Below are 13118 nucleotides of genomic sequence, written 5' to 3'. Positions count from 1 at the left end.
GGTTTGAGGTCACGGCGAGTTTTCCCACGGAGCCGGTGCGATGATCTCGGTGGTCATCGTCGACGACGAGCGGTTGGTGCGCTCGGGCTTTGAGGCGCTCCTAAGCTCGGATGCCGAGATCGAGGTCGTGGGCACGGCTGAGACGGGTGACGACGCCCTGAGAGTCGTGCGGCGCGAGAAGCCCGACGTGGTGCTGATGGACATCCGGATGCCCGGCCGCGACGGCGTGAGCGCTACCGCCGCTATCACTGCTGACCCGGCGCTCAGCGCGACAAAGGTCATCGTCCTCACTACGTTCGATGTTGACGAGTATGTTAGCGCGGCGCTGCGTGCAGGGGCGAGCGGATTTCTACTGAAGGATGCTCGGCCGACCGAACTACTCGCGGCGATGCACACCGTCGCGCGGGGAGACTCGGTGCTCTCACCGACGTTGCTATGCCGGCTCATGGCCGCGTTCGTGCAGACCAGTGCTGTGCCGGCTCCGCCAGCGTGGATGGCGACGCTCACTCCCCGCGAGGCTGAGGTGCTGAGTGAGGTTGCGCGCGGGCTGAGCAACACTGAGATCGGTGGTGCTCTGCACATGTCGGCCGCGACGGCAAAGACTCACGTCGGTCGACTGCTCACGAAGCTGCGCGCACGCGACCGCACGCAGCTTGTGATCGCCGCCTACGAGGCGGGGTTGGTGGAGCGTTCGCTGTCGTCAACCTCCGACATGGAGCCACCCTGGGAGCATCCGCCATTCGTCATGGGTCGCGACGATCGGCCTCCATTTCGCACGGAACCAGGATCTTCAGCGGAAGGATAGCGAACGAGTCCAGCCGAAAACCCCCGGTCGCTGTGACGACGAAGGCCATCGCAGTTCGGCTGGCGTGAGTGCTCACGATTTGCCTCGACTCGGTGGTGTGGGGAAAAGGTGGTGGGTGGCATCTTCGTGCGCGAGGCGTCGCAGGCCAGCGAACAGTGGGTCGCCGAGGATGCTGCCAACAACCATGAGCTCAGCCAGCTCGTCAGGGTCGGACAGTGAGGTAAGTGCGTGAAGGTCAGCAGCTGCGGCGGTCGATGCTGCAGCCGCATAGGCACCGAGATACGCGTCGGTCAGATCGAGATCGATGGCGCGCAGTCCGTCAAGAGCTCGCGCCGCAGCATCGATACCGGGATTGTCGAGAGTGAAGCTCCACCCCTGCGACTTTGCAAGTCGAATCACGTGATCCCGCGACATGGCGGAGGGAGTGGACGCGGGGGTGCGCGGCGTAATCATGGCGCGCTATCTGCTCGGCGTGACCGCAACGAAGTGGCAAGACGCGATTGCGGCGACAGTCGCCTGGTATCGAGAAAACCCGGCCTAGAGAACTGAAGAATCCACCGCCGCCAGAGGAGCGGCCCGTGGCGGGGCCGGAAGGAACTGCAGCGGACTGAGGCAATTCCTTGACATCAGGTTCAACCAGTCGATGCAACACTGGCTTGTTGGAGCAACAGTAACTGCTCGTTGAATGCTTCCGCGGGGGTCGTCCAGCCAAGTGTCTTGCGGGGCCGGGTGTTGAAGGCGTGGGCGACAGCTTCGATGTCCTCGGCTGGGTGCACTGGCACAACACGCAGCGCCTCCACGGTTACCTCGGCGACATCCCACCCGCCGAGTTCGAGCAGACGTTCTATGCTGACCAAACCAACACCGCTCAACTGGTGGAAATCAAATAGCGCGAGTCACCATTAGAACCAGGGCACTTCAATGCGGCGAGTAGGCAGAACTTCGACGGGGGTTTTCCTGCGTTGTCTCGCCGAATAGCGAGCCAGCAAACTGTCGACAGATGAGCTAATGATGAGAACTCCTAGCGCTGCCTTTCGCTTCAGTGCTTGACTAGCCCATCGGAAAGTGGCCCGGCTGACCGTGGTCCAAGACGACGGCGCCACGCTTGCGATGGCTATCGACTCGGCGGTGCGCCTCAGAAATCTCGGCAAGCGGGTAGGTGCCGTCGACGACCGCCCGAAGCTGACCGGCGTCGAACAGGTCGACTAGATACTCCAGGTCAGTCGCTAAGTGCTGACCGGGTGTGGCGACCACAGTGAATCCGTGTCGCTTGCTCTCGGCTGACGCCCTTAAGAGAGATCGCAGGTCGCTCGAGACGAGCAGCACGGCACCCCCAGGCTCGACGATGGACTGCACCCGCGACACCGGGGCATTGCCGACGCAGTCCATGACGATGTTGTACCGCAAGTCACCCGCGGCGAAGTCGCCAGAGGCAAAGTCGGTGGTGGTGTAATCGAGAACACGGTCGGCCCCAAGCGCCGTGACGGGGGATGCATTGCTAGCACTACACACGGCCGCGCCACCACTTCCTGGGTCACGCGCCGAGAACGGTCCTTCACGGGGCGGGAATTCAATGCCGAGTGGGGCCGGGAGGTCGAAGCTTTGGTGAATGAACGGACCAGGGCTGGCTTCCCTCCGGCGAGTGTCGTGTCGACAACGGGCCTCCCACTGACCCGCCAATATGCGGACGGACGTCATCCTGTGGGCCACCGGGTTCCGTCCGGCGCTGGACCACCTTGCCCCACTGAAACTGCGGGAGCCTGAGGGTGGAATCCGGATGGACGGGGTTCAGGTGATCAAAGACCCGCGGGTGCTGCTGGTGGGCTACGGGGCCTCTGCCTCGACGCTCGGCGCGACCCGCGCAGGCAGGGCTGCGGCAGTCGCGGCAGTGCAGCGCCTTCAACTCACGGGCACAAACGCCACGGGTGCGGCATCAGAAGATAAGGTTCAATCCATTCCACCCGGTGCCGACCTGCACACGCGGTAGCCAGCCCCCAGATCCGTTTCCTGGGTACAGCCACAGGGTGCCCTGGGAATCCCGAGCCAGAACGTCAGCGGTTCGGTCACCGTTGAAATCCCCAGGACTCATCACCGCCGTCAGCGAGTTCCAGCCGTGCCCCACCCGAGCGCGCGGCAGCCACCCACCCCTCCCATTGCCCGGGTAGAGCCACAAATACCCTGTCGTTGCTTCGCGTGCGAGCAGGTCCACCCGACCGTCGCCGTTGAAATCACCGGGACCCACGATGCTGTTGAAAACGTTCCAACCAGAGCCGACCCGTAACCGCGGCAACCACCCGCCGGTGCCGCTCCCCCGGTAGAGCCACAGATACCCGGTGGCCCGTTCCCTGGCAAGGACGTCAACCAACTGGTCACCGTTAAAATCCCCCGGTCCGACGATCGTGTTGAATACGTTCCAGCCGTGACCGACGCGGATCCGTGGCAGCCACCCCCCTTTACCATTCCCCCGGTAGAGCCACAGGTACCCGGTAGCTGCCTCGCGTGCCAACACGTCGGCTGGGCCGTCGCCGGTGAAGTCCCCAAGTGTCTCAAGAGTGCTGAATCCCTGCCAGCCCACGCCGATGCGGATTCCACTCCACGCTGTGCCGCTCCCTTTCCCCCGGTACATTCGCAGGTCACCGGTCGCGGTGACGCGGGCCAGGATGTCGTTGTTCCAGTCCCCGTTGAAGTCGGCGGTGGACAGGGACAGTGTGGAAGCGGGGATCGCCAAGGGTGTGAAGGCATACGGCTCGCAGGTCAGGTCGTAGTCGCGGGTGTCGTCGTACCACTGCGAAAGGTAGACCCGGCCGCCGGAGAAGCTCGGCTGGCGGCACCGGTCCAGCGCCTCGTTTGGATAGTCCAGCCTGCCAGCAGTGGCCCAGACTGGCACTCCGGGCAACCGCCACGAACCCGTGATCTCGGCCCATCCCGAGGCGTAGGAGTAAAGACCATAGGAAAACCCTGCGTCGCGGAGCCCGCGCATCAGTCCCTCGATGATGAGCCGGTTGTCGCGTTGCTGCACTGTAGTGCTGACGGGCCACGGCTGAGCCGGGCGAGGTTCGACGTCGATCCACACCACCGGTGGCCGGAAGCCGACCCGGTTCATGCTGGCGACGGCGAATAGTGCTTCGGAGTACCCCACGTTCGAGAGCCGACCCGCACGGGTAGTGCTGGCCCACGGCCCCCGGGTGCCATAGGTGCTCAGCTGGGCGGCAGTGGGAAACCCAGCCATGGCGTAGCCGTGGCTTTTCTTGTTGTTGGTCTTGGTCCAGGTGACCTGGCTCGCCAGGCAGGGGTTCTCGGTAAAAGGCAAACCCTTGGTCAACCCGACGACGACGAACTGGGTTGAGGCTGGCGGCATGGGCAACCCGAAACCACCGACCGCTGGGTGGGCATTGGGGCCAGGAAACATCGTGGCCGTAAAGAGGTGCAGCCTGAGCCGTCGGCGCTTCGGTCACGAATCCGAGCAGGAGCGCAAGCGACGTCACGACAGCCATCACCATCCGCCGGAGCGAGCGAACCATCATGCGAACCACCTCATCCACCGCCTCCATTTTACCGCTGATAATTGGCGAAAGAGCCGCGAAGTGTGGACTATTCCTCCGGACGTGAGAGAGAGCTTTCGGCGATTCGATGCTCTTGCGGTCAACGGGTGAGCTCTGACCGGGCATCGGCTGTCACCGCAATGGGAATCCCCTCAGGCACCAGAAAGTTCACTATTGGGGGATGGACGACTGCGGTGAGCACCACCCGTGCAGTCCTGCTGTCCGGCGCGCCGGTTGCTGGGTCTATGGCCAATCCAGTGAACCGTGTTCCGGCGCCGGTCAAGTCCAGGTACTCCTGCACTGTCGATCGGACTGTCCCCGCATCCAGTTGAGGGACCGGAGCCGTTGCACCGGGCACAGGATCAGCCAATCCGAAGGTATCCGCCGCGGTCAACGCCGCTCCATCAGCTACTGACAATAGTTTCTGCCGGTCGAGGTAGACAGCCGATGCTCCCAGCACCACCGTGAGAATCAGCAAGGACAGCAGCAGATAGCCGATAACCAGGACTGTCACCTGTCCCTCCTGACGATCGGAGGGTTCGATGCCACCGGCAGGAACGGGCGAGCGGTGCGTCACCGGAATCGCTCAACCAACTGTGTCGCCGTCGAACTAACTGTGGCCGCCGAATCGTGCATGCCGCGTGCGGATGGCACGAACGGGAGCGAAATGCCCAGCCGAACATCGACCGTCACGCTTGAGCCCGGCGCGAGGCACTCGCCATTACACCGGATGTCAATCTCTGCATCTGACGACTCAAATCCGAAATCGCCCAACACCAGGGCCGCTGCCTGATGCGCCAGTGCTGTCGCCTCCGGGGCGGATGCCTCGGCCACATAGACTTTTGCCGCCTGATCGGCTGCCCCGACTACGGCGAAAGAACCTGCCTGCAGCTGACCGATCGTCAGGACGAAGTAAATGACCGGTACCAGCAAAACGAGTCCCAGGAAGATGAACTCCAGGACCGCGCTCCCGCTCTCCTGCTCATCAGTCGATGGACGGGCGGGGAAGCACCGCATGGCCAGTCACCTCCAGCACGCCCGCGGGACCGATCAGGCCGATAACCGGCAGCGGTGCCCGCACCGTCACCACCAACATTGACATGCCGTTTCGGTCGACCTCTCCCACCGAGATCTCCTCCGCATACCCGTCGCTGAGGGCAGCGGAAATGATGGCCTCGGTCCGCTGCGCAGCGTCGTCAGCTGATCGGTCGGCGAGGGTTCCATACCTTGCTCCGGAGGACGCCGCATCTATCAGGGTGTTACGCACATGCAGCACCATAGTGAGCTGAATGAGCGCAATGAAGATTACCGTCAACAGCCCTCCGATCAGCGCGAAATCCACTACCGCTGCGCCTCGCTCAGAAGTGGTCTTCCCGCCCGGATCCTCCAGCACCGCGGACCGCTTACGGGTTGACGCGACTGATCGCGTCGTTGAACATGCTCTCCAGCGCCGGGCCCGCCAGGGCCAGCAAGGCCGCCACCAGTACCGCTGACATAAGGGTGATCATTACCCAGCCGGGTACGTCGCCTCGCTCGGGTGGATCATCGTCCACGCTGCGGACCACCCCAGCCACCCGGCTAAGGGTGAGCACCAGAAGAAGGTACAGTGCGGGAAGGATCCGATGGATCGCTGGGTTCGGTTTCATGTTGTTCCTCTTCCATCGTCTCTGGTACATGACTGAACGATCACAGGCCAAGGCTAATCAGCGCGATGCCCGGGTACACGGCAAAAAGTACTGTCAGGGGAAGCACCCCGAATACGAGTGGGATCATCATCGCGATCTCCTTCTTACCCGCGGATTCCATCAGCTCTCGCTTGGCTACATCGCGGACGTCCTGCGCCTGGGCGTGGAGGACGTCCGCTAGCGGCGTTCCGCGCTGCACAGCGACAGTGATTCCATCGACAAAGCGCACCAAAGGCGTGAGCCGGGTTCTGTTCGAGAAATCCTGAAGCGCAGACATCAACGGTGCTCCAGCGCGAGTCTCGGCGAGAACGCGTTCAAACTCACCGGCAAGGTCGCCATGTGCTGTACGGCAGATCCGTTCAAGAGCACCCGCGGCGCTCTCCCCCGCGCTCACTGCCAGCGCCATGAGCTCGGCCAGGCTGGGGAATTCGGCCAACATTCTCGCCTCGCGCCGCCTGATCTGGACCGACAAAACATAGTCCCGCAGCCCGTAGGATCCTGCCGTGCAACCGATCACCACCAGCAATGCAGGCACCGGTCCGATGCTCCCCGATGCAGCAAGCAATACCACCACGCCAGTGGATACGCTAAGTCCCAGTGCAGCCCACAGTATTTGCTCAGCCCGGAAATCGACTACCTGTTGCACCTTCCCCGCCTGAGCCAGCCGTCGCGCCAACACCGCCGACGCAGGGTTGAATCGGCTCAGCCAGCCGACGACGTCGTCCACTAACGGGCGAGCGATGCGTTCGATCGAACCAAAAGGTGTAAGCGACGCTGGGGGACTGTCCAGCAAACGGGACCGAACGTCAATTGATTTCAGCTGCGGAGCGACGCGGTCAACGAATCGGGTCCGCCTGAGTGCTGGTGTTCGGACCACAACGAGCCAGAGACCCACACCGAGCACTCCGCCTACCAGGATCGCGAGCCCATTGAGGTCCATCACCGCAGCACCCGCTCGTCCTGGGGCAAGGCGCCGATCCGGAGCATGATCCGGTAGCAGACTACCGAGACAACCAGCCCGCCCACCAGGACCACGGCACCCGTTGGCGTGTTGTAGGCCCTGACCGCCTCCGGACGGGTAGAGAGCAGCATCAACACCAACCATGGAGCCGCAACTGCCAGACGGGCAGCGTTTATGGTCCACGATTGGCGTGCCTCCAGTTCGCTTCTGGTGCGCGCACTATCCCGAAGGAACTCGGCGAGCGTGCCCAGGAGTCGCCCAAGATCAGAGCCTCCCACTTCACGGGTCATTCTGAGTGCCTCAATGATGCGGTCCGCTACGGGATCGGCGAGCCGTGCCTTCAGTCTTCCAAGCGCATCATCGAACCGCGCGCCCGCCCGGTAATCGGAGCCAAACGCCGTGAAGGCCTGCCGCAGCTCTACTGGCCCTTTCTCGCCCAGTTGACTGATAGCTTCAGGCAGCGACAGTCCCGCGCGGATTGCCGACCGTAGATGATCAACTACGTCGGGCCAGAGTTCCCGCAGCACGGCCGACCTTCGGTGCGCTCGCCATCTGACGATGCCCAAGGGAAGCAGTGCCCCAAACAAGCCAAAACAGCCGGCGATTGGCGGCGATCCGGTCACAATGAGCACCGCGAGAAAGACCACCACACCGACGCCTACGGAGGATGCCACGAGCCCTCCGACCGAGACCGTCTCGATGCCAGCGCGCAAAAGCAGTTCCTCGACGGGGCTGCGCCGGCGAATGGCTTGCCTGGGTCGAACGGGCTCCGCCCACCAGGACCACCAGATCATGAATAGGCCGGAGCCAAGAGCAGCCCCGATGACCGCCGTCATGGGACAGAGTCCAGGAGCCGGGCAACCTGAAAGCCTGCGCCTGCAAACTTCTCTTCGGCTGGCATGGCCGACGCGGTGACAACTAGGTCACCGTCTATTCTTCGAAATACCGATGAGGACTCGATAATTCCGTTCTCAACTCTGTTGCCGAGGGACAGAATCTCGGTGACCCGGCGGCGTCCGTCGCTGAAACGTTGGCAGTGCACGACAAGGTCGATACAGGACGCCACGGTTGGCACAACGAAGGCACTGGAAATGTTGTCACCAGCCAACAGCGGAAGCGTGCAAATCTTGGTCACTGCATCAGCGTCGGACAAGCCCTGCACTGTCGCAGGCACGAAATGACTCAGCACACAACGGTCCCACCGCCGCAACACTCATTCCTCGGAGCAGAGGCTGATCGACAGCTGCGCCCGCCAGATCGGAATCATTTGACCTGTTTTTGATGCAGCTACGACCGCTCAGCACGCTTCCACTAGGACCCCGGCGGTAAGGGGCTGCTGGGCTTCCATGTTCGATTTACAGTTAGGCGGGCTCGTATTTCGCAGCCCAAAGTACCTGAGCCAGTAGCGATTCGGCATCGTCAGAGACGGTCTCACCGAACTGATCCACGGTCACCGGCGTCGCGGAGGCGGCTGCTCGAACAACAGCTTGCACCGGGAACCACGGAGGGAGCTGCCGATACCGGCGGCGGTAATCGCGCACCTTCATGGTCTCTGAGTCGAGCGTCTCAACCCAGCCCGCGCAAGCCGTAACGAGGAGGAGGAGAACGCCCGGCTGCTGCTTCAACGCGAGGGTGAGCCTATTCGCGACGGCTTCGGGCGAGGTGAGTCGCGCACCGGTCCAAATTACGTATTGTAGGTTCAGATCAATGGGGTCCCAAGAACTGGGGTCGGACCAATCGACGCTGTCCCAGAGGGCTAGGAGGGCTGTCTCAGCATGCTCTTGTGCAACGAGACGGCCGCGTTGCTCGGAAATCCGGGCGGTCTCGGCGAGCAGGCAAAACGCTACAGACAACGGTCGGTGTTTGGCGTCTTGATCTGTCAGGATCGCTAGCTCGTCATCCTCTGCATTGGCGGCGACCGCAGCGGCGAGACTGCATGTCGCATCGAGTCCCAAGGCGAAGGCAGACATTACAGGTGGAATTTCGGAAGCGGCAGAGGCGGCCTCCGCAAGCTCTGCGCGCAGCGCTGCGTCGTAGGGACGATGTTGAACCCTCGCGTAGGGGCGAGCCCTCTCAAGCAGTGCCAGATGGTCCTTCATAGGGTTGTGTTCAACTGCAGGTGGCTTCGGTTGCGGTACAGGTGGAGGCGACTGGGCCAGCTCACCGCGCCAGGCCGCGCTGAGAGCATCTGTGGCCTGAGCAAGCTTGTCTAAGGTGGCCTCGAGCTGGTCATCGTCGTCCAGTTCAGGTGTGTCGGGCCATGTTCCTGATGCGGCTACTACATCGTCGGCGGCACGGGATACCCAACAAACCCAAGGGGCGACAGACGGGCGACTCGCTTTGGCTGCCGCAAGCTCGACTTTAACATTGTGCACGGCGGGAATGAGGTCTTCGCAGGCTTGGGTGAGTGCCTCCTGGAGTGCCGCCTTGTGCTGTCGGGTCTCGTGCGAGGACGGTTCCGCATAAATCGTGTTGCCGTCTTGGTCCCATGCGGTGCTCCTACGTGCGCGGGCTCTGGTAGCAAGCCATGCGGCTGCTTGTGTCGCCGGCCCGCGGCGGACGTTTCGAGCCGATAGGCTTAGCCGCTCCGCGGCGCGGACTCCCTCTAGAATCGCACCTGCATGATGAAAGTCGACCGATTGTAACGACGCACCGATTGCTTGGCCGGCTTCTGCATCATTGAGAGGCCAGCCTCGTTGGACTTGCTGATACTCCTCGAACTGAACGGCTTTCCATTGGCGGAGGATGTCGGCCGGGAACAGAATGGGGAAGTCATCCACCTCATAAGAGTGCTCTATGCACAAGAGCACGAGGTTTGAGGCGCTCCGGTTGTCCTCTGCAGACATTTCTATCCACCGCGGCCCTCCGGCGCGACGGGCGTGAATGTGTGCGATACGGCTGTTCAAGACGAGGTCACCGGTGTCGTCATTCGTCTTGTAGAGCGGGCGGAGACAATCGGGCTTCGCGCAGCGGAACGCCGAGGCGTACAGCTGTTTTACAGTTGCCACAGTCGGCAAGGGATGTTCTTTGACAGTTGCCCCGGTCGGTTCGTCAGGTTTGCGTTGTACCACTAGGTCATTCTTCCTATCCAAAGGATGGATATGCAACGAGCGTTCTTTGTCGTACATGTTGACGGTCTCGAGACTTGAGTATCTCAGTTCCTAGGGATACGAGATGGAGGGACTAAACCCGGGGCCCGCCTACGCGACGGTTCTAGGGGCCATTTACCGATCAGGAAACACGGCGAAATAGCGCCGGAATTCGGACATTCAGTGAGGTGCGTGATTGGGCGGCCGAGCTTGAGGCGCTCCGGGAGCTAACCGAGCACCAGTAAAGTGGCAAACATCATCGATACCGGACCAAAGTCGCTATCCCGTAAACGCGACCGTAGTACGAGGATAACCACGAGTGTAGTTCTAACCCCGAACCCGCCGAGACTCGATGTTTTCGAGCGCCTTTTCCCAGCTCGGTCGCGCCGGCTTGTGGTTGGCCCCGGGAGGCGCCAATGCGTACGCCTTCACATGTTCGACTTTCAAGCGCCGAACATAGTCGTGCGCCTTCCCGCCGAAGGCGACGACTGTAGCGTTCGGGAGCATCTCCAATTCTGCTCGAAGGTAGCGCTCAGCGCAGATGCGACCACTCACCCTGCCAATCTCGTTATCGATCGAACACAGGCGGCCATCGGTGAGCCAGACGTGCCGAAGCTGCTCATCGAAGGTGAGATCGGGGTAGAGCTGCCCCATAAACCAGCGGACATTGCGATGGAATAGATCCGTCCCATTCGCAAAAGACTCGTAAGCATGACGCATCCCATTTTCAAGCAACGTGTCCGGACTGTCCTCGGAGTCATAAACCTCCCCGCGATGCGGATGCCCCGGTTCCGCAAAGACCATTACGAGCTCGACGTCCTCGAGCGCACCCGTCGCGCCTAGGAACCCGCGCGGTATGTGCCCCGACTCCGGGTCCCACTGCGCTTGGCGGCATGTGCCGAAGTTGCTGCAGGGTAGGTACGCCTTCCGCAACAACGCTGATAATTTGTCGTCCGGACGCATTTGAAGACCCCCTGCATTAAGACATCCAGTGTTTATACAGTAGGCGCAGCGCCAAGCGGCTCCAAGTTCTCGTGAGAAGTGCCAATGCTGATCCCTTAGGCAAGAATCACCGCCGAAATTGGATATTCGGTACATGGCCGGATCTATTGCGCTCAGCCATCACCGTCTGGGAGAACGCGCCGCTCGACTGGGTCAGCGGTCATCCGCTCGACCTCGGCACGATATTCCTCGGCCACTTCTGTCGAGAACATGATCAGGTCGTCGGTCCTGGCCTCGGAAATCCAACCGGGGCCGGTCTTGGCCCGCTGTCCCCTGCCATCGAAACCGAAGAGTGCATCCGCCCGGTTGCGGAATGATTCTGTCGTCAGCGCCGGAACAGGAAAGCCACTGTTGCTGCCGGCGTACGAGCTGAATGGGATGCCGACACGTCCGTCCGGGTAAAGTGCGATTACTGAGCGTTGGCCGAACCCACCTGTTACCGGTGCGCGGCCGGTTAGCGTCGCGTGGCCATCCCTGTAGTACCAGACCCCGTGGCCCAACGACTGCCACCTACTGATGATCTGCTCGACCGTTTGTCGTAGTGAGGTGTCGGCGAATCGAGACCAGAACTCGTCGGCAGCGGCAAGGCCCTCGCTGCGCTTGACTGCACCCAAGGTCGCGGTGAAATTATTCGGCCGCACAATTGTGTCGAACAGCGGCGCCCAGGGGCTGTCGCCGATCCGGACGGCCCGAGCCTCGACCAGCCATACTTTGATGCCCTTGTCCGGATCCAGTTCAGCCAGGTCATTTAGGTAGTCGGCAACGGCACGGAACTCATCGCGATGCTCCTCAGCGATGACCACAAGGCCGCGGGCACGAGGGGGAGCAACCGCGTATGCGAGATCGCGGGTCAGATGATCGTGGTCAGCGCGACCGTACTGGTTCTCGATCACGAACGAGGTGCCGTCTACGCCTTCGGCGACGATGTCGATTCGGCGTCCGCCGATCGTCGGAACTTCGGTCTTGCCGATCGCAACAAGATCCACCCCGATGGCAGCGCCAATCTCGTCGAGACGTTCGGCTAGGAGCGGCGTAAAGTCAGAAGCCTCGCCTTTCCACGCCTCCGTAAGCCGCCCGAACTCCACTCTCCCCATCGCAGTCACCAGCTAATCCTAGCGCGTGGAGCTGACTGCACTCAGCCTACTTCGGCTAAGCAGATGCCCAATACACGTGTTCGAACGGAGGAGAAATGAGCCGTACGTCGAGTGAACGGTGCCGGCGACGAAGCTAATGGGGGAAAACGTACGGGAGCCGGCGCCGGCGATGGTTCGTTTCGATGAGTACACGCTTTTTAGAACGCATCTCATCAGCCGAGAATTTGGCCTGAACCCGAACTGAGCAATGCTTGGATGCGGCGAACCAGCTCAGGTCACTAATTAAGGACAGTCAGCCTGACCAGGCGTGTGCAGAAGTGGCAGTAAGTTCAACACCAAGGCGGCTAAGGCACAGGGAATGCCACCGATGGGCTACTAGAGAGCAGTGATGGAACAAATTGGCATGATTGGAGCGCGTCGCTGAACAGGCATCCCGCGTTCAACCAGCCGCGTGCCCGTAGGCGCAGATGCTATCCCCCGGCTGAATGGGGTGGTTCTGCGCACAAACGTGCCGAGCAGGCTTCGGCTTCCCTTGTATGGTGGCCCACAGATTCTTTGCGGCTATCCGGGTGTCCCTTCGAGTTTCGATAAGCCTCTCGTCCCTAGTAGTACTTTGTTAGGTGGGGGCTCGTGAGCGGCAGTGGGGGCAGTAACCGAACCAAACGGCGAGGACTTGTTGGAGTTCTCTGATGATGCCGTACAGGCTCAGGCTGCCCCAGCTGCTTTTGGGTTCTTGAGGCGGAGTCGGGTGATGAAGAGGTGGGCTGCGGTGACGAGGGTGACGTGGCGGTGCCAGCCGGTGAAGGAGCGTCCCTCGAAGTGGGAGAGTCCGAGTCCGGTTTTGAGTTCGCGGTAGTCGTGCTCGATGCGCCACCTCATTTTTGCGAGTCGGACGAGGGTCTTCAGTTTCGTGTGGGCGGGCAGGTCTGAGAGCCAGTAG

General features: G+C 61.8%; 15 protein-coding genes and 3 pseudogenes. 4 read left to right on the top strand and 14 right to left on the bottom strand.

Annotated elements, in window-relative coordinates; genetic code table 11:
* The first annotated feature begins 40 nt into the window (after positions 1–40).
* Positions 41–805, top strand: coding sequence for a response regulator transcription factor (locus Y703_RS20005; RefSeq protein ID WP_081743547.1), 765 nt, complete (start codon positions 41–43; stop codon positions 803–805).
* A gap of 72 nt (positions 806–877) precedes the next feature.
* Here Y703_RS20005 and Y703_RS20000 read toward each other — a convergent pair whose 3' ends face one another.
* Positions 878–1258, bottom strand: a complete 381-nt coding sequence (locus Y703_RS20000; protein WP_051427597.1) for a hypothetical protein — start codon at positions 1256–1258, stop codon at positions 878–880.
* A gap of 308 nt (positions 1259–1566) precedes the next feature.
* Between Y703_RS20000 and Y703_RS22205 the strand changes: the two are divergent.
* A pseudogene (locus Y703_RS22205) lies at positions 1567–1695 on the top strand (IS3 family transposase); the annotation flags it as partial.
* 160 nt (positions 1696–1855) lie between these two features.
* Here the strand turns inward: Y703_RS22205 and Y703_RS19995 are convergent.
* The gene (locus Y703_RS19995; protein WP_051427596.1) at positions 1856–2317 is read right to left on the bottom strand and encodes a zinc-binding dehydrogenase; all 462 of its coding nucleotides are present in this window, start codon (positions 2315–2317) and stop codon (positions 1856–1858) included.
* 9 nt (positions 2318–2326) lie between these two features.
* On the opposite strand from Y703_RS19995, the pseudogene Y703_RS21690 reads away from it, so the two are divergent.
* Positions 2327–2792, top strand: a pseudogene (locus Y703_RS21690) (pyridine nucleotide-disulfide oxidoreductase); the annotation flags it as partial.
* Here the strand turns inward: Y703_RS21690 and Y703_RS21015 are convergent.
* The 10 genes and pseudogenes from Y703_RS21015 to Y703_RS22725 all read right to left on the bottom strand — a co-directional run bounded on the left by Y703_RS21015 (position 2739) and on the right by Y703_RS22725 (position 10736).
* On the bottom strand, positions 2739–4163 hold the full coding sequence (locus Y703_RS21015; protein ID WP_051427595.1) for an FG-GAP-like repeat-containing protein: 1425 nt from the start codon (positions 4161–4163) through the stop codon (positions 2739–2741). The pseudogene Y703_RS21690 and the gene Y703_RS21015 overlap by 54 nt on opposite strands.
* Positions 4164–4447: 284 nt before the next feature.
* Complete coding sequence (locus tag Y703_RS0113625) at positions 4448–4861, bottom strand: pilus assembly protein TadG-related protein (protein WP_026553143.1); 414 nt, start codon at positions 4859–4861, stop codon at positions 4448–4450.
* Between the two features lie 59 nt (positions 4862–4920).
* Positions 4921–5364 carry a hypothetical protein gene (locus Y703_RS0113620; protein WP_026553142.1) on the bottom strand — a complete coding sequence of 148 codons (444 nt, stop codon included), beginning with the start codon at positions 5362–5364 and terminating at the stop codon, positions 4921–4923.
* Entirely contained in the window at positions 5333–5740 is a 408-nt protein-coding gene (locus Y703_RS0113615; protein WP_026553141.1) for a TadE/TadG family type IV pilus assembly protein, read from the bottom strand. Before Y703_RS0113615 ends, Y703_RS0113620 begins: the two co-directional genes overlap by 32 nt.
* A 10-nt stretch (positions 5741–5750) precedes the next feature.
* The gene (locus tag Y703_RS0113610; RefSeq protein ID WP_155849536.1) at positions 5751–5993 is read right to left on the bottom strand and encodes a hypothetical protein; all 243 of its coding nucleotides are present in this window, start codon (positions 5991–5993) and stop codon (positions 5751–5753) included.
* Positions 5994–6033: 40 nt separating this feature from the next.
* On the bottom strand, positions 6034–6972 hold the full coding sequence (locus Y703_RS0113605) for a type II secretion system F family protein (protein ID WP_173400637.1): 939 nt from the start codon (positions 6970–6972) through the stop codon (positions 6034–6036).
* Positions 6972–7829 carry a type II secretion system F family protein gene (locus Y703_RS0113600; RefSeq protein ID WP_026553138.1) on the bottom strand — a complete coding sequence of 286 codons (858 nt, stop codon included), beginning with the start codon at positions 7827–7829 and terminating at the stop codon, positions 6972–6974. The genes Y703_RS0113605 and Y703_RS0113600 overlap by 1 nt, the downstream gene beginning before the upstream one ends.
* Positions 7826–8134, bottom strand: a pseudogene (locus Y703_RS19985) (CpaF family protein); the annotation flags it as partial. The pseudogene Y703_RS19985 and the gene Y703_RS0113600, both read right to left, overlap by 4 nt.
* 220 nt (positions 8135–8354) lie before the next feature.
* Positions 8355–10121, bottom strand: coding sequence for a hypothetical protein (locus tag Y703_RS21010; protein WP_051427593.1), 1767 nt, complete (start codon positions 10119–10121; stop codon positions 8355–8357).
* 288 nt (positions 10122–10409) lie between these two features.
* Positions 10410–10736 carry a hypothetical protein gene (locus tag Y703_RS22725; protein ID WP_216698902.1) on the bottom strand — a complete coding sequence of 109 codons (327 nt, stop codon included), beginning with the start codon at positions 10734–10736 and terminating at the stop codon, positions 10410–10412.
* Positions 10737–10793: 57 nt separating this feature from the next.
* Between Y703_RS22725 and Y703_RS23280 the strand changes: the two genes are divergently transcribed.
* Positions 10794–10925: a hypothetical protein gene (locus Y703_RS23280; protein WP_275450776.1), complete on the top strand. Its 132-nt coding sequence runs from the start codon at positions 10794–10796 to the stop codon at positions 10923–10925.
* A gap of 272 nt (positions 10926–11197) precedes the next feature.
* On the opposite strand, the gene Y703_RS21005 is transcribed toward Y703_RS23280, so the two are convergent.
* Complete coding sequence (locus tag Y703_RS21005; protein WP_051427592.1) at positions 11198–12187, bottom strand: hypothetical protein; 990 nt, start codon at positions 12185–12187, stop codon at positions 11198–11200.
* A gap of 696 nt (positions 12188–12883) precedes the next feature.
* Positions 12884–13118 (bottom strand): transposase (locus Y703_RS0113575; RefSeq protein ID WP_026553137.1); only part of this gene is annotated, 235 nt, incomplete at its 5' end.

The organism is Arthrobacter sp. H20 (assembly GCF_000520515.1).
Classification (GTDB): domain Bacteria; phylum Actinomycetota; class Actinomycetes; order Actinomycetales; family Micrococcaceae; genus Arthrobacter_D.
The sequence above is the reverse complement of the archived record's forward strand: the minus strand, read 5'-3'. Positions and strand labels throughout refer to the sequence as shown.

Coding starts and splice junctions, on each gene's coding strand:
- Y703_RS20005 (WP_081743547.1), top strand. CDS start 41: ATGATCTCGGTGGTCATCGTCGACGACGAGCGGTTGGTGCGCTCGGGC.
- Y703_RS23280 (WP_275450776.1), top strand. CDS start 10,794: ATGACGCATCCCATTTTCAAGCAACGTGTCCGGACTGTCCTCGGAGTC.
- Y703_RS0113620 (WP_026553142.1), bottom strand. CDS start 5,364: ATGCGGTGCTTCCCCGCCCGTCCATCGACTGATGAGCAGGAGAGCGGG.
- Y703_RS21010 (WP_051427593.1), bottom strand. CDS start 10,121: ATGTACGACAAAGAACGCTCGTTGCATATCCATCCTTTGGATAGGAAG.
- Y703_RS0113610 (WP_155849536.1), bottom strand. CDS start 5,993: ATGAAACCGAACCCAGCGATCCATCGGATCCTTCCCGCACTGTACCTT.
- Y703_RS0113600 (WP_026553138.1), bottom strand. CDS start 7,829: ATGACGGCGGTCATCGGGGCTGCTCTTGGCTCCGGCCTATTCATGATC.
- Y703_RS0113605 (WP_173400637.1), bottom strand. CDS start 6,972: ATGGACCTCAATGGGCTCGCGATCCTGGTAGGCGGAGTGCTCGGTGTG.
- Y703_RS20000 (WP_051427597.1), bottom strand. CDS start 1,258: ATGATTACGCCGCGCACCCCCGCGTCCACTCCCTCCGCCATGTCGCGG.
- Y703_RS22725 (WP_216698902.1), bottom strand. CDS start 10,736: ATGGGGCAGCTCTACCCCGATCTCACCTTCGATGAGCAGCTTCGGCAC.
- Y703_RS21015 (WP_051427595.1), bottom strand. CDS start 4,163: ATGCCGCCAGCCTCAACCCAGTTCGTCGTCGTCGGGTTGACCAAGGGT.